General features: G+C 68.2%; 18 protein-coding genes and 1 pseudogene. 11 read left to right on the top strand and 8 right to left on the bottom strand.

The features are described 5' to 3' along the window. Genes ACFSQR_RS12470 through ACFSQR_RS12450 form a run of 5 tightly spaced genes read left to right on the top strand, consistent with a single transcriptional unit; the run spans window position 1 to window position 6,939 of the window. Entirely contained in the window at window positions 1–441 is a 441-nt protein-coding gene (locus ACFSQR_RS12470) for a DUF4124 domain-containing protein (RefSeq protein ID WP_377730143.1), read from the top strand. Beyond that, entirely contained in the window at window positions 429–2,963 is a 2,535-nt protein-coding gene (locus tag ACFSQR_RS12465; RefSeq protein ID WP_377730141.1) for an FtsX-like permease family protein, read from the top strand. Before ACFSQR_RS12470 ends, ACFSQR_RS12465 begins: the two co-directional genes overlap by 13 nt. Continuing rightward, window positions 2,963–4,018, top strand: coding sequence for a lipocalin-like domain-containing protein (locus ACFSQR_RS12460; protein WP_377730140.1), 1,056 nt, complete (start codon window positions 2,963–2,965; stop codon window positions 4,016–4,018). The genes ACFSQR_RS12465 and ACFSQR_RS12460 overlap by 1 nt, the downstream gene beginning before the upstream one ends. An 18-nt stretch (window positions 4,019–4,036) precedes the next feature. Continuing rightward, entirely contained in the window at window positions 4,037–5,857 is a 1,821-nt protein-coding gene (locus ACFSQR_RS12455) for an ABC transporter transmembrane domain-containing protein (protein WP_377730139.1), read from the top strand. Next, complete coding sequence (locus tag ACFSQR_RS12450) at window positions 5,854–6,939, top strand: threonine aldolase family protein (protein ID WP_377730138.1); 1,086 nt, start codon at window positions 5,854–5,856, stop codon at window positions 6,937–6,939. Before ACFSQR_RS12455 ends, ACFSQR_RS12450 begins: the two co-directional genes overlap by 4 nt. 15 nt (window positions 6,940–6,954) lie before the next feature. Here the strand turns inward: ACFSQR_RS12450 and ACFSQR_RS12445 are convergent, their stop codons facing one another. The 5 genes and pseudogenes from ACFSQR_RS12445 to ACFSQR_RS12425 form a co-directional block, all read right to left on the bottom strand. Beyond that, on the bottom strand, window positions 6,955–7,104 hold the full coding sequence (locus tag ACFSQR_RS12445; protein WP_377730137.1) for a DUF2474 domain-containing protein: 150 nt from the start codon (window positions 7,102–7,104) through the stop codon (window positions 6,955–6,957). After that, on the bottom strand, window positions 7,088–8,095 hold the full coding sequence (gene cydB / locus ACFSQR_RS12440; RefSeq protein ID WP_377730136.1) for a cytochrome d ubiquinol oxidase subunit II: 1,008 nt from the start codon (window positions 8,093–8,095) through the stop codon (window positions 7,088–7,090). Before cydB ends, ACFSQR_RS12445 begins: the two co-directional genes overlap by 17 nt. Window positions 8,096–8,097: 2 nt before the next feature. Further along, the gene (locus ACFSQR_RS12435) at window positions 8,098–9,543 is read right to left on the bottom strand and encodes a cytochrome ubiquinol oxidase subunit I (protein ID WP_377730135.1); all 1,446 of its coding nucleotides are present in this window, start codon (window positions 9,541–9,543) and stop codon (window positions 8,098–8,100) included. A 42-nt stretch (window positions 9,544–9,585) separates the two neighbouring features. Beyond that, window positions 9,586–10,955: pseudogene (locus ACFSQR_RS12430) on the bottom strand (PLP-dependent aminotransferase family protein). A gap of 68 nt (window positions 10,956–11,023) precedes the next feature. Further along, window positions 11,024–11,227, bottom strand: a complete 204-nt coding sequence (locus ACFSQR_RS12425; RefSeq protein WP_377730134.1) for a DUF2970 domain-containing protein — start codon at window positions 11,225–11,227, stop codon at window positions 11,024–11,026. 232 nt (window positions 11,228–11,459) lie between these two features. Between ACFSQR_RS12425 and ACFSQR_RS12420 the strand changes: the two genes are divergently transcribed. Next, on the top strand, window positions 11,460–12,164 hold the full coding sequence (locus ACFSQR_RS12420; RefSeq protein ID WP_377730133.1) for a c-type cytochrome: 705 nt from the start codon (window positions 11,460–11,462) through the stop codon (window positions 12,162–12,164). Beyond that, window positions 12,161–13,456, top strand: a complete 1,296-nt coding sequence (locus ACFSQR_RS12415) for a c-type cytochrome (protein ID WP_377730132.1) — start codon at window positions 12,161–12,163, stop codon at window positions 13,454–13,456. The genes ACFSQR_RS12420 and ACFSQR_RS12415 overlap by 4 nt, the downstream gene beginning before the upstream one ends. Window positions 13,457–13,504: 48 nt before the next feature. On the opposite strand, the gene ACFSQR_RS12410 is transcribed toward ACFSQR_RS12415, so the two are convergent. Then, window positions 13,505–14,341 (bottom strand): thymidylate synthase, encoded by an 837-nt coding sequence (locus ACFSQR_RS12410; RefSeq protein ID WP_377730131.1) that lies wholly within the window; start codon window positions 14,339–14,341, stop codon window positions 13,505–13,507. 157 nt (window positions 14,342–14,498) lie between these two features. Here ACFSQR_RS12410 and ACFSQR_RS12405 point away from each other — a divergent pair, with 157 nt between their 5' ends. From ACFSQR_RS12405 to ACFSQR_RS12390, 4 genes are read left to right on the top strand one after another with little or no spacing between them, the layout of a single operon-like run. Beyond that, window positions 14,499–14,777 carry a hypothetical protein gene (locus ACFSQR_RS12405; protein WP_377730130.1) on the top strand — a complete coding sequence of 93 codons (279 nt, stop codon included), beginning with the start codon at window positions 14,499–14,501 and terminating at the stop codon, window positions 14,775–14,777. Then, window positions 14,774–15,643 (top strand): cyanophycinase, encoded by an 870-nt coding sequence (locus ACFSQR_RS12400; RefSeq protein WP_377730129.1) that lies wholly within the window; start codon window positions 14,774–14,776, stop codon window positions 15,641–15,643. The genes ACFSQR_RS12405 and ACFSQR_RS12400 overlap by 4 nt, the downstream gene beginning before the upstream one ends. A gap of 2 nt (window positions 15,644–15,645) precedes the next feature. Further along, a complete protein-coding gene (cphA, locus tag ACFSQR_RS12395) occupies window positions 15,646–18,282 on the top strand; it encodes a cyanophycin synthetase (protein ID WP_377730127.1) in 2,637 nt (878 codons plus the stop codon). A 24-nt stretch (window positions 18,283–18,306) separates the two neighbouring features. Next, window positions 18,307–19,416 (top strand): mechanosensitive ion channel family protein, encoded by a 1,110-nt coding sequence (locus tag ACFSQR_RS12390; protein WP_377730126.1) that lies wholly within the window; start codon window positions 18,307–18,309, stop codon window positions 19,414–19,416. 33 nt (window positions 19,417–19,449) lie between these two features. Here the strand turns inward: ACFSQR_RS12390 and ACFSQR_RS12385 are convergent, their stop codons facing one another. Further along, complete coding sequence (locus ACFSQR_RS12385; RefSeq protein WP_377730125.1) at window positions 19,450–21,150, bottom strand: Mur ligase family protein; 1,701 nt, start codon at window positions 21,148–21,150, stop codon at window positions 19,450–19,452. Beyond that, window positions 21,147–22,013, bottom strand: coding sequence for a cyanophycinase (locus ACFSQR_RS12380; protein ID WP_377730124.1), 867 nt, complete (start codon window positions 22,011–22,013; stop codon window positions 21,147–21,149). Before ACFSQR_RS12380 ends, ACFSQR_RS12385 begins: the two co-directional genes overlap by 4 nt. Between the last annotated feature and the right edge of the window lies 1 nt (window position 22,014).

The following is a 22,014-nucleotide window of genomic DNA, read 5'->3' as shown; positions in this document are numbered from 1 at the left end:
ATGCTGCGCGCCGCGACCATCCTGCTCTGCCTCACCGTCTCCAGCGCCGCAGGCGCGCAAGTCTTCAAATGCACCCACAATGGCAAAGTGACCTACTCCGAATCGCCCTGTCCCGGCGCCCGGGTGACGCAACTGGAGGTGCCACCGCCCGCGCCGGCGGCCGCGCCACAGCCCGCTCCGGAGGCCGAACTGCAGCGCCAGAAAGCGCTGGCAGACCAGCTCGGCGCGGAGCGCCGGCAGCGCGAAGCGCAGCATGAACGGGTGCGCGCACGCATGTTGCGCGATGCGGCGCAGCGCCACCAGCGCTGCGAAAAGCTGCGCCTGCAAAAGAAATGGGCCGATGACGACGCACGCAACGCGCGCGACAGCGACCAGTCGCGCATCCTGCGCCGCAAGGCCGACCGCGCGGCCGAAGCGCTGAAGGTCGAATGCCCCGGCTGACCCTCCTCTGGCGCTGGATGCTCGCGGGCGAGTGGCGCGCGCAGCCCATGCGCGCGCTGGTCGCCGTGGCGGCCATCGCCGTCGGCGTTGCGATGGGGTTCGCGATCCACCTGATCAATGCAGCCGCACTGAACGAGTTCTCCGCCGCCGCGCGCAGCCTGTCCGGCGAAGCGGACCTGCGCGTGGAGGGCCGCGAGGGCGTCTTCGACGAAGCGATCTACCCCGACCTGGCGCAGCGCGAAGGCGTCGCCGCTGCCAGTCCGGTGCTCGAAGTGGCCGCCGCCCTGCCCGGCCAGCAAGCCCCCCTGAGGATCATCGGCATCGATGCCATGCGCGCGACTGCCGTCTCGCCCGGCCTTGTCGGCGTGCCGGCCAAGGGCGCCATGCTCGATACCATGGCCGACGACACGCTGTTCCTGTCGCAAGCCGCATCGAACCGGCTCGGCGTCAAAGCCGGGTCCAGCCTGGCCGTCCTGAGCGGCACCCGGGAAGTGGTGCTGCGCGTGGCCGGCACGGTGCCCGGCGCGCGCACCGGCCAGCGCCTCGGCGTGATGGACATCGCCGGCGTGCAGTGGCGCTTCGACAGGCTCGGCAAGCTGTCGCGGATCGACCTCAAGCTCGCGCCCGGCATCGACACCGCGCGCTTCATGGCGAGCCTGTCGGCGGACCTGGAACGGCGCGCGCCGGGCCGCTTCGTGGTCACCGATGCCGCGCTCACGCAGGAAAGCCGCGTCGGCACCATGAGCCGGGCCTACCGCGTCAACCTCACCGTACTGGCGCTGGTCGCCTTGTTCACCGGCGCCTTCCTGGTGTTCTCCACGCAGGCGCTGTCGGTCATCCGCCGCCGCAGCCAGTTTGCGCTGCTGCGCGTGCTGGGCCTGGAACGCCGCGCACTGCTCGCCCAGGTACTGGCGGAGGGCGCTGCACTGGGCATGATCGGATCGGCGCTGGGCATCGCGGGCGGCTATGGGCTGGCATATGCGGTGCTGCACCTGTTCGGCGGCGACCTTGGCGGCGGCTACTTCCCCGGCGTGCAGCCGCAGGTGCACTTCGCTCCCGCGGCGGCGCTCGGCTATTTCATCCTGGGGACGCTGGTCGCACTGGCCGGCTGCGCTGCGCCCGCGCTGGAGGCGTCGCGCGCGGCGCCGGCGGTGGCGCTCAAGTCCGGCGCCGGCGACGCTGCGCTGAACCGGCTGTCGCGCGCCTGGCCGGGCCTGCTGCTCCTCGCGGCCGGCGCGCTGCTGACGCAGGCGCCGCCGGTGGGCGGGCTGCCGCTGTTTGCCTACATCGCCATCGCCCTGATGCTGGTCGGCGCGATCGCCCTGATGCCGCGCATTGCCGCCGTGCTGTTCCGGCTGCTGTCGCGCACGAAGCCCGGCGGCGCGGTTGGGGGACTGGCGCTGGCGCGCCTCGCCAACGCCAGCGGGCAGGCCTCGATCGCGCTGGGCGGCGTGCTGGCCAGCTTCAGCCTGATGGTGGCGATGGCCATCATGGTCTCCAGCTTCCGCGACTCGGTGGACGCCTGGCTGGTGCAGGTGCTCCCGGCGGATGTGTACATCCGCAGCGCTTCCGGCGGCGCCACCGCGGCGCTTGGTCCTGCCGAACAGCAGGCCATAGCCTCGATCCCGGGCGTCGAACGGGTGAACTTCCTGCGCATGCGCCAGCTGTCGCTCGACCCGGCCCGGCCGCCGGTGGCGCTGCTGGCCAGGCCGATCGATCCCGGCAAGCCTGGCGACATCATGCCGCTCACCGGCGCGGCGCTCCCGGTGCCGGCCGGAGCCATGCCGGCCTGGGTCTCGGAAGCGATGCTGGACCTGTACGGCACGGCTCCCGGCCAATGGCTCGAGCTGCCGGTCGGCGGCGGCATGCGCCGCTTCTTCGTTGCAGGCGTGTGGCGCGATTACGCGCGCCAGTTCGGCGCGGTACAGATCCGGGCCGAGGACTACCAGGCGCTCACGGGGGACCGTGACGCCACCGATGCCGCCGTCTGGCTGCGCGAGGGCGCAGCAGCGGGCACGGTCATGGGGCAAGTGCGTGACCTGCCCTTCGGCAAGCAGCTCGAGCTGACCGAACCGGGCGAAATCCGCGCCATGAGCCTGGCGATCTTCGACCGCAGCTTTGCCGTGACCTACCTGCTCGAAGCCGTGGCCATCGCGATCGGCATGTCCGGCGTCGCGGCCACCTTCTCGGCCCAGACGCTGGCCCGGGCGCGCGAATTCGGCATGCTGCGCCATGTGGGCCTCACCCGCGGCCAGGTGCTCGGCATCCTTGCTGCCGAAGGCCTGCTGCTGGCCGTGCTCGGCGTGGCTTGCGGCTTTGCGCTTGGCTTTGCGATCAGCCTGGTGCTGGTGTTCGTGGTGAACCCGCAGTCCTTCCACTGGACCATGGAACTGCACCTGCCGTGGATGCTGCTCGCGGCGGTGGCGGCCGCACTCGTCGTGGCCTCCGTCGCGACGGCGCTGGTGTCCGGGCGCTTTGCGCTGTCCGGCGGCCCCTTGCGCGCGGTGCGGGAGGACTGGTGATGCTGCGCCGGCTGCTCCTGCCGCTGTTGCTGCTGGCCGCGCAGTGGTGCGCGGCGGCGCCCGCATTCGCGCCCGTGACGCCCGGTCAGCCGCTGGCCTTCCCGCGCGACTACGGCGCCCATCCGGCCTTCAAGACCGAATGGTGGTACGTGACGGGCTGGCTCAAGACCACCAGCGGCAAGCCGCTCGGCTTCCAGGTCACGTTCTTCCGCAGCGCCACCGGCCTGGCGCGCCACAATCCGAGCCGCTTTGCCGCGCGCCAGCTGGTGATCGGCCATGCGGCGCTGTCCGATCCGGCGACCGGGCGACTGCTGCACGACCAGCGCAGCGCGCGCGAAGGTTTCGGGCTGGCGCAGGCCAGGGTCGGCGACACCGATATCCGCCTGGACGGCTGGACCATGCAACGGGGCGCGGACGGCGCCTACAGGGTGCGGCTGCGGGCCCGCGAATTCAACCTCGACCTGCGCTTGACGCCCACCCAGCCCGTGCTGGTCCAGGGCGAAGGCGGCTTCTCGCGCAAGGGACCGAATCCCGCGCAGGCCAGCTACTACTACAGCGAGCCGCATCTGGCCGTGAGCGGAAGCACGTCGCGCGGCGCGGTGAGCGGGACGGCCTGGCTGGACCACGAATGGTCGAGCGAAGCGCTGGACCCGGACGCCGCCGGCTGGGACTGGGTCGGGCTGAACCTCGACGACGGCTCGGCACTGATGGCTTTCCAGATCAGGAGTAAGCAAGGTGGTAAACTATGGGCCCATGCGACCCTGCGCGACGCCGCAGGCAGGGTGTCCCGATTCGCGCCCGGCGAGGTGGTATTTACGCCGCGCGCGCACTGGCGTTCGCCGCGCACCAATGCCGAGTATCCGGTCGCGACCGAGCTTCGCACCGGTTCGGCGACCTGGCAGATCAAGCCCTTGCAGGACGACCAGGAGCTGGACTCGCGCCGCTCCACCGGCGCCGTCTATTGGGAAGGTGCGGTCACGGTGGAACGCGAAGGCAGGCGCGCAGGACAGGGATACCTTGAAATGACGGGTTATGTCGACCCCATACAACTTTAAGAACAAGCAGCAGAACCAATGACCAATAGCTCCACCGCGCAGGACCAGGACCGCAAGGGCAGCATTTCCAGCCTGTTTGGCCTCGCGCCGTTTTTCCGCCCCTACCGTGCCCAGGTGATCTTTGCCTTGATTGCGCTGGTGGTGACCGCCGCGTCCACGCTGGCGATTCCCGCCGCGTTCAAGCAGATGATCGACCAGGGCTTCGGCGCCGCCGCCGGCGCGCACGGCATCCAGAACGTGAATACGACCTTCCTGACGCTGTTCGGGCTGGCCGCCCTGCTGGCCACCGGCACCGCGGCGCGCTACTTCACCGTCTCCTGGCTGGGCGAGCGCATCACCGCGGATATCCGCAACGCGGTGTACCGCCACGTGCTGCGCCAGAGTCCGGAATTCTTCGAAACGACGCAGACCGGCGAAGTCCTGTCGCGCATGACCGGCGACACCACGCTGGTGCAGACCGTGGTCGGCACCAATGTCTCGCAGGCGCTGCGCAATACGCTGATGTTCCTGGGTGGCCTGGTGATGCTGTTCGTGACCAGCCCGCGGCTGGCGTCGATCATCATCGGCCTGCTGGTGCTGGTGGTGCTGCCGATCGTGCTGTTCGGCCGCCGCGTACGCAAGCTGTCGCGCGACTCGCAGGACCGCATCGCCGAAACCTCCGCGATGGCCGGCGAGATCCTGAATGCGATGCCGACCGTGCAGGCCTACACGCACGAGCAGATCGAAACCCGGCGCTTCGGGGCCGCGATCGAGGACGCATTCGTTACCGCGATGCGCCGCATCCGTGCCCGCGCCACGCTCACCATGCTGGCCATCCTGCTGGTGTTCGGCGCGATCGTGTTCGTGCTGTGGCTGGGCGCGCACGCGGTCCTGGAAGGCACCATGACCGGCGGCGACCTTGGCCAGTTCATCCTGTACGCAGCGATTTCCGCCGGCTCGGTCGGCGCCCTGGCCGAAGTGGCGGGCGAATTGCAGCGCGCCGCCGGCGCCGCCGAGCGCCTGCAGGAGCTGATGGCGGTCCAGTCGCCGATCCAGGAACCGGCGCATCCGGCCGCCCTGCCGCCGCGCTCCGCCGACGGCGCGGCGATCGGGCTGCGCGACGTGAACTTCTCCTATCCGTCGCGCCCGGAAACCCTTGCCCTGTCGCAGCTGACGCTCTCGATCCGTCCCGGCGAAACCGTGGCGGTGGTGGGACCGTCGGGCGCGGGCAAGACCACCTTGTTCCAGCTGCTCCTGCGCTTCTACGATCCGCAGTCGGGCGCGATCACCCTGGACGGCGTCGACATCCGCACGCTCGCGCTGCACGACCTGCGCGGCGCCATCGGCATCGTGCCGCAGGACACGGTGATCTTCTCGGCCAACGCGATGGAGAACATCCGCTACGGCCGCGCGGACGCGACCGACGAGGAAGTCATCCAGGCTGCACGCATGGCGGCCGCCCACGAATTCATCGAACGCCTGCCGCAAGGCTACCAGTCCTTCCTCGGCGAGCGCGGCGTGCGCCTGTCCGGCGGACAGCGCCAGCGCATCGCGATTGCGCGCGCCCTGCTGAAGAACCCTTCCCTGCTGCTCCTGGACGAAGCGACGAGCGCGCTGGACGCCGAGTCCGAACGCCTGGTCCAGGGCGCACTCGAGACGGCGATGCAGGGCCGCACTACCGTGATCATCGCGCACCGCCTGGCAACCGTGCAGCGCGCCGACCGCATCATCGTGATGGAAGACGGCAAGGTCGTCGAAACCGGCACCCATGCGGAGCTAGTCGCACTGGGCGGCATCTATGCCAACCTGGCGGCGCTGCAGTTCCACTCCGTCCATGTGACGCATCAGGAGGCGCAATGAACGCCGCCGGCCTGCAACGCGCCTGCCATACGGTCCTGCCGGGGCACCGCGCACGCTCGCCGGCCGAGATGTTCGCCCTGATGTCCGCATGGTGCGCCGACAACGGCATCGAGCACGATGTGTACGGCAGCGGCGACGCGATCCAGTCATTCGAGCGCAAGGTCGCGGACCTGCTGGGCTTCGAGCAGGCGGTATTCTGCATCACCGGCACGATGGCGCAGGTGACCGCGCTGCGCCTTGGCTGCGAAGACCGCGGCTCCCGCCTGGTGGCCCTGCATCCGACCTCGCACATCCTCGTGCACGAACGCTCCAACTACCAGCTGCTCGGCCATTTCCAGGCATTGCAGGCGGGCGACCGCTACCGCCCGTGGACCGTCGCGGACCTGGCCGCGATTCCGGACCGCCTGGGCGCGGTCGCGATGGAAGTGCCGATGCGCGAGATCGGCGGCCAGAACCCGGCATGGGAAGAGTTGGAAGCGATCAAGTCGCACTGCCGCGCGCGCGGCGCGCACCTGCACATGGACGGCGCGCGTTTGTGGGAATGCGCGGCCGCGCTTGGCCGCAGCGCGCGCGAGATCGCGGCCGGTTTCGATTCGGTCTATGTCTCGATGTACAAGGGGATCGGCGGACTGGGCGGCGCGATGCTGCTGGGCGACGCCGGCTTTGTCGCGCGGGCCGCCGAATGGTTCCGCCGCACAGGCGGGAACGTCATCCACCGCACGCCCTACGTCGCCGCAGCCGCCATGCAGTTCGACCAGCGCCTGGCCGCGATGCCGGCCTGCTTCGAGCGGACGCAATGGCTGTACGGATTGCTGCGCGAGTTCCCGGCCATCCGCGTCAATCCGGCCAGCCCGCAGGCCAACATGCTGCACCTGCACCTGCCGGTCTCGCGCGAGCGCGCGCTTGCGTTGCGCGACGAGCTGGCGCGCGAGCACGGCATCTGGATGTTCACGCGCGCGTCGCACGCCGCGCTGCCAGAGACGAGCTACGTCGAGCTCTACGTGGGCGACAACCTGCTCGATATGGCCGACGACACCGTCCGCCACGCCTTCACCCTGCTCGACGCCGCGCTGCGGTCCTGACGCTCGCCCGCGCGTTCAGCCGCCAGGCGATGACATGCCCGCGGCGCGCATCAGGAAGCGCAGCAGCAGCGCCACGACGCCCAGTGCGGCGACGCTGGCCAGCCAGATTCCCGCCATCCAGGCCAGCCGCACCAGCCACTCCTTGCGCCTAGTGGTAGTGCTCATCGCCCGTCACCTTGCCGCGGAAAACGTAATAGGACCATGCCGTGTAGCCCAGGATCAGCGGCAGGATGAACAGCGTGCCCACCAGCGCGAAGCCCTGGCTCTGCGGCGGCGACGACGCCTCGCGGAACGAAATCAGCGGCGGAATGATGTTGGGCCAGATGCTGATCGCCAGCCCCGTATAGCCCAGGAAGATCACGCCCAGCGCGCACATGAACGGGGTCACGCGCGGCTCGTGCTTCAGGCTGCGCACCAGTACCAGGATGGTCAGCCCGAGCAGCAGCGGCACCGGCGAGAACCAGATGATATTGGGCAGGCTGAACCAGCGCTCGGCGATGCGCGCGTCGCTCAGCGGCGTCCAGATGCTGACCACGGCAATCGCAATCAGCAGCGCCCAGGTCACGGGCCGCGTAAGCTGCACCATGCGTTCGTGCAGCGGCCCCACCGTCTTCATCACGAGCCAGGTGCTGCCCAGGAGCGCATACGCCAGCACCACGCCCAGCCCCGTAAACAGCGGAAACGGTGCGATCCAGTCGAGCGGCCCGCCCGCATAGACATGGCCGCGCATCGGGATGCCGGCCACGAAGGCGCCCAGCGTCACGCCCTGGAAATAAGCGGCCGCCACCGAGCCGCCGATGAAGGCCTTGTCCCAGATGTGGCGCTCCCTCTCCGGCGCCTTGAAGCGGAATTCGAAGGCGACGCCTCGGAAGATCAGCCCGAGCAGCATCAGGATCAGCGGCAGGTACAGGGCGCTCAGCACGACCGAGTACGCCAGCGGGAACGCGGCCAGCAGGCCGGTCCCGCCCAGCACCAGCCAGGTCTCGTTGCCGTCCCAGACCGGCGCCACGGTATTCATCATGACATCGCGCTCATGCCGGTCCTGCACGAACGGGAACAGGATCCCGATCCCGAGGTCGAAACCATCCATCACGACGTACATCATCACGCCGAAGAAGATGATGATCGCCCAGATCAGTGGCAGGTCGATTCCCATGATTAGCTCCTCTCGCCAGGTTGTCCGTCCAGGTCGTCCACCGACATGTGCTCCTGCGCCGCCGAGATCGGGCGCATCTGCTGGCGCGTGCTGCCCGGACCGCCCGGCGTCGGCTTGCTGCCTTCGAACGGCACCGGCCCTTTGCGGATCAGCCGCAGCACGTAGCCGGTGCCGATGCCAAACACGGACACATACACGATGATGAACAGGCCCAGCGTGAACGCCACCGGTTCTGCGGCGTGCGCCGATACCGCCTCGCTGGTGCGCATTACGCCGTACACCACCCAGGGCTGGCGTCCGACCTCGGTGGTGAACCAGCCGGCCAGGATCGCCACCAGTCCGGCGCCTCCCATGTAGGTTGCCGCGTGCAGGAAGGCGCGGTGGCTGTACATCCTGCCGCCGCGCCGCAGCCACAGGCTCCAGAAGCCCAGCAGGATCATCAGCACGCCCAGCCCGACCATGATGCGGAAGGCCCAGAACACGATGCCCACGTTGGGCCGGTCCTCGCGCGGGAAGTCCTTCAGCGCCGGGATCCGCCCGTTCCAGTCGTGCGCGAGGATCAGTCCTCCCAGGCGCGGTATCTCGACTGTCAAGCGGTTGCGTTCCTGCTCCATGTCGGGCAGCGCGAACAACACCAGCGGCGTGCCCTCGCCCTGCGGCAGGTGCTCCCAGTGTCCTTCCATCGCGGCGATCTTGGCCGGCTGGTGCTTGAGCGTGTTCAGGCCGTGGAAGTCGCCCACCAGCGCCTGGATCGGCGCCACGATCGCCAGCATCCACATCGCCATCGACAGCATGGTGCGCACGCTCTTGTTGTCGTTCCCCTTGAGCAGGTGCCACGCTGCCGAGGCGCCGACCAGCAGCGCGGTCGCCAGGAAGGCCGCGATACTCATGTGCAGCAGCCGGTACGGGAACGAGGGATTGAAGATCACGGCCAGCCAGTCGACCGGGATCATGCGGCCCCCGACGATGTCGTAGCCCTGCGGCGTCTGCATCCAGCTGTTTGCCGCCAGGATCCAGGTGGCAGAGATCAGCGTCCCGAGCGCCACCATCCCGGTAGCGAACAGGTGCAGCGCGGGCCCGACCCGGTTCCAGCCGAACAGCATCACGCCGAGGAAGCCGGCCTCCAGGAAGAAGGCGGTCAGGACCTCGTACGCCAGCAGCGGGCCGGTCACGCTGCCGGCGAACTCGGAGAAGGCGCTCCAGTTGGTGCCGAACTGGTAGGACATCACCAGCCCGGACACCACGCCCATCCCGAAGTTGACCGCGAAGACCTTCAGCCAGAAGTGGTACAGGTCGCGGTAGCGTTCCTGCCGGGTGCGCAACCAGCACACCTCGAGCACGAACAGGTAGGACGCGAGCCCGATCGTAATCGCCGGGAAGATGATGTGGAACGAGATCGTAAAGGCGAACTGTATGCGCGCCAATTCCAGTGCAGTGAACCCAAACATCGCAGCCCCTTCGTTTGTTGTTGTTCGGTGGTGCCTGTCCTGCTACGCCGCCTTTCGCATCAGGGTGGCGGCCAGCCGTCCCAGTGTGGCGACGGCGTCCTCGCTGCGCGCGTCCCACGGATGGCCGTAGTTCAGCCGCACGCAATTGCCGAAACTGCGGTGGGCGGAGAACATCGGCCCGGGCGCCACGCTGATGCCGAGCGAGAGCGCCTGCCGGTGCAGTTCCAGCGCATCCACATTGCCAGGCAGCTCGACCCACAGGAAGTAGCCGCCGCCCGGCCGCGTGGCGCGCGTCCCGGCCGGGAAGTGCCGCGCCACCGCCTGGATCATCGATCCCTGCTGCACCGACAGCGCATGGCGCAGCTGGCGCAGGTGCTTGTCGAATCCGCCGCGCACCAGGTAGTCGGCCAGCGCGGCCTGCGCCGGCGCCGATGCCGACAGCGTGGTGGTCAGCTTGAGCCGGGCTACCTGCTGGGTGAAGCGTCCTGCCACCGCCCATCCTATCCGGTATCCGGGCGCAAGGCATTTCGAGAAGGACGAGCAATGCATGACCATGCCGCCGCTGTCGAACGCCTTGGCGGGAGGTGGCCGCCGGTTGCCGAAGTACAGCTCGCCGTAGACATCGTCTTCGATCAGGGCGACGCCATGCTGGCGCAGCAGCTCGGCCAGCGCACGCTTTTTCTCGTCCGGCATCGTGCTGCCGAGCGGGTTCTGGAAGTTCGTCATCAGCCAGCATGCCTTGGGCTGGTGCCGCGCCAGGGCCTGCGCGAGGTCGTCCAGGTCGATGCCCTCGCGCGGTGGGTCTTGACCTCGACCGCGTTCAGCCCGAGCCGCTCGAGCGCCTGCAGCGCCGCGTAGAACGACGGCGCTTCCACGACAACCGCGTCGCCTGGCCGCGCGACCGCCTGCAGGCACAGATTGAGGGCCTCCAGCGCGCCGTTCGTGATGACGATTTCGTCCGTATGCACATGGACGCCGTCGGCCAGGTAGCGCAGCGCGATCTGGCGCCGCAGCTCGGCGTTGCCGGGCGTGAGGTCGTCGACTGTGCTCCAGGGATCCATCTGCTGGACGGTCGATGCCATCGAGCGCGCCAGACGTGGCAGCGGGAACAGCAAGGGACTGGGAAAGGCCGATCCGAACGGCACCACGTCCCGGGTGCGGGTGGCCTGCAGCACGTCGAACACCAGGTTGCTGACATCGACGCTGGTGCGGCCGCCGTCGGGATGCGACGCCAGCTCGGGTTCCGGCGGCAGCGCCTTGCCGCCGCCGACCACGTAGTAGCCGGAACGCTCGCGCGCCCGGACCAGCCCGCGCGCCTCCAGCAGGTAGTAGGCCTCGAACACCGTGGAGGGGCTGACGCCGCGGCTCGCGCTGGACTGGCGTACCGACGGGAGCCGGTCGCCCGGCTTCATCACGCCCGTCCTGATCGACTGGGCGATTTCTTCGGCGAGCGCTTCGTAGCGTTTCATCGGGCGTGCCGTCACGTCACCGCATGCACCACCGCCAGCAACGCGCCGATGAACAGCCCGGCGCCGAGCAGCGCGCAGACCAGCACGTACACGGGGTTCATGTTGCCGACGTCCTGGTCGAAATCCTTCTTGCGGCGCAGGCCGATGAAGGACCAGGCCACTGCCTTGAGCGTGTCCGGCAGCGAGCGCATCTTGGAGTCTGGTTTGCTGTCCATGGTTGACCTTAATAGGAGGGTTTGGAACATCGCTTCTCCCATCCATTGTCCATGGTACCGCACAAACAAAACAGTGGCAGGCGGCGTGCCGATTTGCGGATCAGTTGGCATGGCGCGGAGGCGCCGCATAGTCGCACGGCAACTGATATGGAAAAACATCGCTGTACTGCTACTGTTCATCTTGCAGCCGCCAGAGGACAATGGCGGGGTATCAACTCAGCAGGACATTCGCATGTGCAGAGATCTATTCATTGCGGCGGCGCTGGCGCTGGCCGCGCTGCCGGCCGCCGCCCAGTCGCAGCCCGCCGTCCGGGTCGAGGACACCATCGCGCAGCGCGCGGCTGCGTGCACTGCCTGCCACGGCAAGGAAGGCCGCGCGACGCCGGACGGCTACTTCCCGCGCATCGCCGGCAAGCCGCAGGGCTACCTGTACAACCAGCTGGTCAATTTTCGCGAGGGTCGCAGGCGCTACCCGATGATGACCTATATGGTCGCGCACCTCTCGGACGCCTACCTGAACGAACTGGCCGCCTACTACGCCAGCCTGCATCCGCCCTACCCCGCGCCGGCACCGGTCAAAGTATCGGCCCAGGTGCTCGAGCGCGGGCGCGCCCTGGTGCTGAACGGCGACCCGTCGCGCAATATTCCGGCCTGCGTGGCCTGCCATGGGCAGCAGCTCACCGGCGTCAATCCGGCCATTCCCGGCCTGCTCGGGCTGCCGCGCGACTACCTGAATGCGCAGTTCGGCGCGTGGAAAACGGGCACCCGCAAGGCGGCGGCGCCGGACTGCATGGCGCAGATCGCCGCCAGGCTCACCTCTGAGGAAATCAGCGCGGCCTCGGCCTGGCTGGCATCGCAGCCGCTCGCCGCCGACATGCGCCCGGCCGCGGCGCCCACTACCAAGCTGCCCCTCCCGTGCGGCACCGTCACCCCATGAAGAAATCAACCCTGATCAAGCGCATCCTGCTGGCCGTCGTGGCGGTGCTGGTCCTGCTGCCCGTATCCATCGTACTGCTGGAAATAGCGAGCGAACCCGGCGCCGACCGGAAGGCGGCCGCGCCGGCCGACCCGGCCGCGCAGCTGCGCCGTGGCGAGTACCTGGCGCTCGCGGGCAACTGCATGGGCTGCCACACCACGCTGGGCGGCAAGGTCAATGCGGGCGGCCGCGCCATCGAAACGCCATTCGGCGTGATCTACACGACCAATATCACGCCCGACCGGGAGACCGGCATCGGCGACTGGAGCGCGGACGACTTCTGGCGTGCGATCCACAACGGCAAGTCCCGGGACGGCAGCTTCCTGTATCCCGCCTTCCCCTATCCGAGCTACACCAAAGTGACCCGGGAAGACTCGGACGCGATGTACGCCTACCTGCGCAGCATGCCTGCGGTGCGCCAGCCGAACCGCGCGCATGGGCTGCGCTTCCCGTACAACAACCGCATCCTGCTCGCGTTCTGGCGCCACCTCTACTTCATCCCCGGCGAATTCAAGCCGCAGGCGCATCGCGGCGCCGAGTGGAACAGGGGCGCCTACCTGGTGCAGGGCCTGGGCCATTGCGCCGCCTGCCATACAGCGCGCGACGCCCTGGGCGGCACCCTGGCCGGGAACGACCTTGCCGGCGGCATGATTCCGATGCAGGACTGGTATGCGTCGTCGCTCACGTCCGAGACCGGGACCGGCGACTGGAGCACGGAAGAGATCGCCGACCTGCTGCACACTGGCGTTGCGCAGCGCGGTGCCGTCTTCGGCCCCATGGCCGAAGTCGTGGCGCGCAGCCTGCAGCACCTGACCGCCGCGGACGCGCGCTCCATGGCCGTGTACATCAAATCGCTGCCGCGCACGCCATCGGCCACGGCAAGGACGGCAACCGTCGTTCCGGCCGCCGCCGAAGCGATGCTCAAGCAGGGAGCGCAGCTCTACAAGGACAACTGCGCGCAGTGCCACGGCGCGGATGGCAAAGGCGTCCCGAGGATCTATCCGCCGCTGGCGGGCAACCGCTCGCTGGCCGACGTCTCGGCAATCAACCCGGTCAGGATGGTGCTCAACGGAGGCTTCCCGCCGAGCACGGGCGGCAACCCGCGGCCGTACGGCATGCCGCCGTTCGGCGTGGCGATGAGCGATGCGGAAGTGGCGGCGGTGGTGTCCTTCATCCGCACCAGCTGGGGCAACAAGGGCACGCTGGTCAGCGCGGACGAGGTCAGCAACAGCCGCGGCGCGCCGGTCGACTGAGCGGGTTTGGCGGAATCGGCCATAACTGGGCCGATTCCGCCAAAACGCCTACACGGCGATGGGCGCGGCGATGCCCGGATGGGGATCGTAGCCCTCGATCTCGAAGTCCTCGAACCGGTAGTCGAAGATCGAATCCGGCTTGCGCTTGATGACGAGGCGCGGCAGCGGGCGCGGCTCGCGCGACAGCTGCAGCCTGGCCTGCTCGATGTGATTCGAGTACAGGTGCATGTCGCCGATCGAATGCACGATCTCGCCCGGCTCCAGCCCGACCTGCTGCGCCACCATGTGCGTCAGGAAGGCCAGGCTGGCGCAGTTGTACGGCACCCCGAGGAAGGTGTCGCCCGAACGCTGCGTCAGCATGCAGCTCAGCTTCCCGTCCGCTACCCAGAACTGGTACATCACATGGCACGGCGGCAGCGCCATCTTGCCCGCCAGCGCGTTCGCGACCGGGCTTTTCTTCTCGTCCGGCAGGTAGGCCACGTTCCAGGCATTGATGATGTGGCGGCGGCTGTTCGGATTGTTGCGCAAGCCCTCGATCAGGTTTGCCACCTGGTCGATGGTCTCGCCATGCTCGCCCTTCCATGCGCGCCACTGGGCGCCGTACACCGGCCCCAGCTCGCCCGATTCTGTCGCCCACTCGTCCCAGATGGAGACACCGTTCTCCTTGAGGTAGCCAATATTGGTGCTGCCCTGCAGGAACCACAGCAGCTCATGCAGGATCGAACGGATGTGCAGCTTCTTGGTGGTCAACAGCGGGAAACCCCGGCTGAGGTCGTGCCGGTACATGCGGCCAAACACGGACAGCGTGCCGGTCCCTGTCCGGTCGCCCTTTTGGATGCCCGTTGTCATGATTTCGTTCAGTAGTGCAAGGTACTGCTGTTCCACAGGCGTCTCCCGAGTGCATTCATGCTTTCCAACAAGTTAGTTATTTTACTCTTTTGTAAGCCGTTTCTTACAGTCACACGGCGAGGCAACCGATAGGTAGAGAGCGATGTTATTTGGATAATCTCCCGATCACACGCGACTCATCGGAGAGAGCCGAATGGCAATAGCACAAGAAGAATACGCAGTCGTGGTGGATAGCGGAGCCGGTGAGCCGCTTCACTACACTGACGGATGCAAGTCAGCAGCAGACGCCCTGGAGCGTCTGAAAGCAGGAGAGAATGCACTCGACGCGGCTATCGCAGCCGTTCAATCCCTGGAAAACGATGGCCGCTTCCATGCCCGGGGCGGCGCCGTACTGTCGTCCATCAAATTAGCAAGGAACCCTGTACTGGTGGCGCGCGACGTCCCGACGCCGGTTGCAGAGGTGTTTCAATGACCCGGGATAGCGAAAGAAAGCTTGGCCACCTGGTCATCATCGGGGGCCACGAAGACCGCGAGGGCGACAAGGCCGTGCTGACCCGCTTCATGGAACTGGCCGGCGGCACGGACGCGAAGATTGTCGTGATCACCGCCGCCAGCGGCGAGCCGGACGAGATGTGGAAGGTGTACGACGACGCATTCTCCGACCTCGGCGCCAGGAACCGCGAGCATCTCCACATCGAGTCGCGCGAACACGCGAACAACCCGGACGTTGTACGCAAGGTGGCTGCCGCACAAGGCATCTTCATGACCGGCGGGGACCAGCGCCGCCTGCTGTCGATCCTCGGCGGCACCGCGATCGACTCTGCCATGCACGAGGCCTACTGCCAGCGTGGCGTGTGCATTGCGGGCACCAGCGCGGGCGCGTCGGCGATGTCCGGCCACATGCTCGCGTCGGCAACGGGCCTGGGCCAGCATGAGAAAGGCGCGGTCAAGCTTGGCGCGGGCTTCGGGCTGGTCCAGAAAGTGATCATCGACCAGCACTTCTCCGAGCGCGGCCGCCTGCCGCGCCTGCTAACGGTGATCGCGCAGAACCCCTACCTGATGGGCGTCGGCATCGACGAGGACACCGCGCTCGTGATCGGGCAAGGCACCGGCCTCGAGGTGGTCGGCTGCGGCACGGTCACCATCGTCGACTGCCGCCAGATGATCTCCGATATCGCCGAAGTGCGCGAAGAGGAGTGCCCCGAAATCCTCGACGTGCGCCTGCACCTTCTGCCCTCCGGCACCCACTACGCCCTGACTGGCGAGCGCGAACAGGACAGCGCAGTCCCCGTTCCCGTCGCCGAATTCCTGAACAACGTAACAAAACGGATTTCCTGACCATGAAAATTGTTGAACAACGCTTCCTGCGTGGCCCGAACCTGTACGCGAACAAGCCATGCATGCTGGCGATCGTCGATCTCGAATCGCTGCATGATGTCGCCTCGACCCACATTGACGGATTTACCGACCGGCTGATCGCCCTGATCCCGTCGCTGTACGAGCACCGCTGCTCGGTTGGCCACGCCGGCGGCTTCATCGAACGGCTGCGCGAGGGCACCTACATGGCGCACATCGCCGAACACCTGACGTTGGAGCTGCAGTGCCTGGCCGGGAACGAAGTGGGCTATGGCCGCGCGCGCGAAGTGCGCGGCAAGCCCGGGCTGTACCGCGTGGTCTGCGCGTACAAATCGGAAAAGGTGGTGGCAATGGCATTCGACATTGCGCTCGACCTGATCCGCGCGCTGGCTGCCGGCCGCGAGTTCGACCTGCCTGCCCGCATGGCGGAACTGAAGCGCCTGGCCGAGCGCTGCGCGATCGGCACCAGCACCGCCGCGGTGCTGGAAGCGGCGCGCAAGCGCGGCATTCCGTGCCAGCGCATCACCGAGGACGCCAACATGTTCCAGCTGGGCTGGGGCGCGAAGCAGCGCCGCATCCAGGCCACCACCACGAGCGGCACCAACAGCATCTCGGTGACGATTGCCAGCGACAAGCAGCTGACCAAGACCTTGCTGCAGCAGGCCGGCGTGCCGGTCCCCGAAGGCGAAACCGTGACCGAACTGGCCGATGCGCTGCGCGTCGCGCGCCGCCTGCCGGGTCCCGTCACCATCAAGCCGCTCGACGCCAACCAGGGCAAGGGCGTGACCACCACCTGCAATTCGCCGGTGGAAGTCCAGGCGGCCTTCGAGAACGCGCGCCGCTACAGCCGCTACGTCATCGTGGAGCGCTACCTGCGCGGCTGCGACTACCGCGTGCTGGTGGCCGGGAACAAGGTGGCCGCCGCCTCGTGGCGCCGTCCGCCTTCGGTCACGGGTGATGGCAGGAACACGATCCGCGAACTGGTCGAGATCGAAAACAGGAATCCCGCGCGCGGCGCGGGCCACACCAACGTGCTGACCAGGATTCCGCTGGACGATCTGGCGGTGCAGGAAGCGCGCAGGCAGGGATTCGAACTGGACGACGTGCCCCCTGCCGGCGTGACTGTCGCACTGCGCGGCAATGCGAACCTGTCCACCGGCGGCACCGCGGAGGACGTGACCGACCTGCTGCCGCCATCGACCCGCGCGCTGTGCATCCGCGCCGCGCGCACCATCGGGCTGGACGTGGCCGGCATCGACATCATCTGCGAGGACATCTCCAGGCCGCTGGCGGCCCAGGGCGGCGGCGTGATCGAAGTGAATGCCGCGCCAGGCATCCGCATGCACCATTACCCGAGCAGCGGCACCCCGCGCGACGCGGCGGCGGCGATCGTCGAATCGCTGTTCGGCACCGGCAACGGACGCATTCCCACCATCGCGGTGACGGGCACCAACGGCAAGACCACCACCACCCTGCTGGCGGCGCACGTGGGCCGCATGGCCGGCATGTGCACCGGCGTCACCACCACCTCGGGGGTCTACATCAACGGCGAGATGATCAGCGAAGGCGACTGCACCGGCTACCACTCCGCGCGCGCCGTGCTGGCGTCGCCGGAAGTCGAATTCGCGGTGCTGGAGACCGCCCGCGGCGGCATCCTCAAGCGCGGCCTGGGCTTCGACCGCTGCGACGTGGCCATCGTGCTGAATATTTCGGAGGACCACCTGGGCATGGACGGGGTGGACACCATCGAGCAGCTGGCGCGCGTGAAAGGCGTGGTGGCCGCATCGGCCAGCCGCGCGGTGGTGCTCAACGCCGAGGATGACCACTGCGTCGCGATCGGCAAGGAACTGCGCGACGGCGTGGAGATCCTGTACTTTTCGCTCGACCCGGACAATCCGGTCCTGCTGCGCCACCTCGAGCGCGGGGGCCGCGCCGCCTACCTGCAGGACAACTCGCTGGTGTACGCGGACGGACAGCGCCATCATGCGCTGCTCGACGTGCGCACCATGCCGGTGACCCTGCACGGCCATGCGCGCTACAACATCGCCAACGCGCTCGCCGCCGCGGCAGCCCTGTTCGCGGCGGGCTTCGAAGTCCATGCGATCGAACGCGGCCTGTGCGACTTCGTCTCCGACGGCCGCCACAATCCGCTGCGCTCGAACGTGTTCGACGTAAAAGGCGTGACCGTGATCGTCGACTATGCCCACAACCCTGCCGCCTACGCGGCGCTGGCCGAAACCGCCCGCACCATGACCGCCGGCCAGCTGGTCGGCGTGGTCGCGGCCCCGGGCGACCGGCGCGACCAGGACCTGGTCACGATCGGCATGACCTGCGCGGCCGGCTTCGACGAGATGGTGGTGTACGAGACCGAGAACCGCGGCCGTCCCGATGGCGAGACCGCCGCCATGATCATGTCCGGCGCGCGCCGCAGCATCATCCAGCCCGACAACCTGCACTGCCGCCTCGACGTGCACGAGGCGATCCGCTACGGCCTGTCCCTGTGCCAGCCGGGCGATGTGCTGGTATTCGGCTGCGGCTCCTCGCTGTCGGAACTGATCGAGGCGGTGCGTCCGGATTCGCCGGAGATCGCGGAACGCCTCACCGTCGAGACGACAACTTGATCAACGCGCCGGAAGGAGGCCCGTTTGGAAATCGAAAAATACTTCGAGAATATTGAAATCCACCCGGCCAATGCGGCGTTCGCGCTGGGCGTCGCCATCCTCAGCTTCATCGTCATCCACACGCTGCTTGCGCTGGTGCGCAGGCGGCTGTGCAAGCTCGAGGACCGCAAGGCCGACCGTCCCGCCGCGCAGCTGATCAAGGCAACGCTGGCCCGCACCAGCAATGCCGCCGTCATCGCCACTTCGGTCCTGATCGGCGTGTCCATGCTGGAGCTGCCCGTGCCCTGGGACGCGCGGGTGCGCAACCTGTGGTTCATCGCGCTGGGCGCGCAGCTGGCCATGTACGTGTCGCATGCGATCGATTTCTCGGCGCGGCGCTACTTCCGCCGCCGCACCCGGTCGCCGGACTCGCCGGCCAGCGTGGCGCAGACGCTCACCATCTGGGCGCTCAAGACCAGCCTGTGGATCATCTTCTTCCTGGCGATGCTGTCGAACCTGGGCATCAACGTCACCACCTTCATCGCCAGCCTGGGCATCGGCGGCATCGCGATCGCGCTGGCTGTGCAGAACATCCTGGGCGACCTGTTCGCCTCGCTCTCGATTGCCGTGGACAAGCCATTCGAGGTGGGCGACTACATCGCGGTGTCCGACTTCTCCGGGACGGTGGAGCATGTCGGCCTGAAGACCACGCGCGTGCGCGCTGACAGCGGCGAGCAGGTGGTGATCGCCAACGCCGAGCTGCTGAAGAATACGGTGCGCAACTACAAGCGCATGAGGGAGCGCCGGGTGCAGTTTTCGCTGCGGCTCAATCCGGGCACGCCGCTCGAGCTGGCCGAACAGGTGCCGGCCGCGCTGCGCGAGGTCGTCGAGCGGCAGAAGCAGGTGCGCTTCGACCGCGCGCACCTGAAGACGCTGGACCTGAACTGGATCGAGTTCGAGCTGGTGTACTACATGCTCGACCCCGCCTATGCGCGGTTCATGGATACCCAGCAGGCGATCCTGCTAGGGGCGCGCAAGGTGTTCGATGAGCTGGGGGTGACCATGACGCCGGCGGCCACCACGGTGGTCATGCAGCCGGACCCGGTTGCGGCCGGCCTGCAGCAGGTGCGTACCCTGCCCATGCGCAGCCGCTGAACCCGAACGGGGACTGTACCCGGGAGCCTGGAATCAGGCGATGGAGGCGGCGATGCGCTCGGCGGCGGCCGGATCGGGCAGGCGCAGGGCTTCCACGAACGTGGCCAGGCTGGTCCCGCAGGCGAACACCATGACGTCGCCAGGCACGCACAGCGCCAGGCCGCGCCGGATCGCATGGATATCGATCCACTCCTCATGGATGACGGCTTTCCCGCCGCCCGCGCGCGCTCCGCGCACCAGCACTTCCACGGTGCCGCCCATCGCGCGCCCGCGGCTTTGGGATTCGTACACGACGATCTGGTCGAAGTCGCGTGCGCATGTGGCGCCGATGTCCTCCAGGTCGCGGTCGCGCCGGTCGCCCGGCGCGGTGACGATGCCCACCAGCTTGCCCCGCGCGAGCGCACGCGCCATCGCCGCCAGCGCGGCGTAGGCTGCCGTGTTGTGGGCATAGTCCACCACCACCGTCACGCCCCTCACATCGAAGACATTGGTGCGCAAGGGATTGCTGCGTCCGTCCGAAACAAAGGTCGACAGGCCTCCGGCGATGTCCGGCTTGGCAAAGCCTGCGCCCATCAGCGCGGCAGCGGCGGCCAGCGCATTGGCGATGTTGTAGCGGGCACGCCCGTCCAGCGTCACCGGCATCTGTTCGACTCGCAGCAGCTCCTCGTGCAGCGTTCCATCGGCCACCACCAGAGAGCGGTCGTCCAGGTACACGGCGCGCCCGCCCAGGTCCAGGTGGCGCAGCAGGACCGCGTTGTCCGGGTCCATCGAGAAGTAGATGATTTCCACGCCCCGCGCCACGCGTGCAGCCATCGCGACGCACTGCGGGTCCTCGGCATTGAGCACGGTGGCGCGCGAGGCCGAGCGCGCCACCACGCCCTTCACCTCAGACAGGTCCTCGATCGTGTCGACGCCCTCCAGGCCCAGGTGGTCGGCCGAGATGTTCAGCACCACGCTCACGTCGCAGCGGTCGAATGCCAGCCCGCGCTTGAGGATGCCGCCGCGCGCCGTCTCCAGCACTGCGAAGTCCACCGTGCGCGAGGTGAGCACGTCCATCGCCGACCAGTACCCCGTGCAGTCACCCTGCACGATGCGTTCGCCGTCGATGAATACGCCTTCGGTCGTGGTCACGCCCGTCGTGCGGCCGGCCATGCGCGCGGCGTGGGCAATCAGCAGCGTGGTCGTGGTCTTGCCATTCGTGCCGGTGACCGCAATGATGGGGATGCGGCCATCGCCGCCCGGCAGGCAGGCCTGCACATCGTCGCGCGCCGCCCTCGCCTGCTGGCGCCCCCAGCCAAACTGCACCTCGCCGCCCTGCAGTTCGATCACGGGGATATGGCGGATGCGCGCCTGCGCGATCGCCGTGGCGATACCGGGCGCGCGCCGGTTGCGCGCGGCAATCGCCGCCAGCAGCTCTCCATGCAGGGCCAGCGGTCCGTCCTGGCCCGCCTGCGCCAGCTCCAGCGCGATGTCGAGCGCCCGTTCCGCCACTTCCTCGTCCTGGAAACCGCACACGATCCTGAATTGCTGCTCGCGTCCCGCCACCTGGCGCACGCATCCCAGCGGCGCCGGCACGCCGGCCAGCGACTGCAGTTCGCCGATCAAGCGCTGTACCGACTCGGCGGACGCGCGGGCGTGCGCCGGACCGGCCATGGTATCGACCAGCGCGAGCATGCAGGGGGTGGATGCGTACAGGTTGGGGCCGCGCAGGAAGCGCAGCTCGATCAGTTTCATGAGATCGGGTTCCTTCGGATCAGGTTGCGGAAGACGTCTTCGAGCGGCTGCGGCACGTCGCTTCCCTCCCCGCCGGCCTGGAAGCGGGTGCCGGCAGGCAGCAGGTGCAGGCGCACGTCGACCAGTTGCGGGCAGGAGCGGTCCTCGGCGTCGGCCACGTTGGAAATCATGTTGCGGCCGTCCACGATGGTGACGGCGCCGGCGCCCAGCACCTCGATGCCGCCGCCTCGCTCGATCACCAGCGCCGTGTTCTCGTCGATGCCGATGCCTTGCAGGTAGGGGTTCTGCGCCACCACCGTCAACAGGCGCGACAGGCGGTGCCGCTCGGAGAAGTGCTGGTCGATCACCACGCGCTGCACAAAGCCCAGTCCCGCCGCCAGGTGCACCGATCCCAGTTCCGGGTGCAGGCCGACGGCGCCCGCCGCCAGCATGTGGCCGGACATGGCCGAAGCGCCCGCGCTGGTGCCGCCGATGCAGGCGCCGCGCAGCTTCAGCGCCTTGTGCATGGCCGCATCCAGTTCCGTGCCGCCGATGGTGGCGAGCAGGCGGCGCTGGTCGCCGCCCGTCATGAAGATGCCGCTCGCCTGCCCCACCGTCTCCGCCAGGCCCTTGTCATTGGCCTGGGCGCGGGTGGACAGGTGCACCGGCAGCATGTTCGTCACGCCCAGGTCGGCAAAGGCCCGCTCGTACACGGGCCAGACGTCGCGCGGGATGCTGGAGGCGGCCGTGATCACGGCGATGCTGCAATCGCGCCCGCCGGACAGTTCAATGAAGCGCGACAGGATCGGCTTGTCGTCCTCGCGATCCTCGCTGCCTCCCACGATCACCAGGTGGCCGTGGGATGCGTCCTGTTCCTTTTCCATG

The organism is Pseudoduganella sp. GCM10020061 (assembly GCF_042683405.1).
Lineage (GTDB): Bacteria > Pseudomonadota > Gammaproteobacteria > Burkholderiales > Burkholderiaceae_D > Telluria.
The sequence above is the reverse complement of the archived record's forward strand: the minus strand, read 5'-3'. Positions and strand labels throughout refer to the sequence as shown.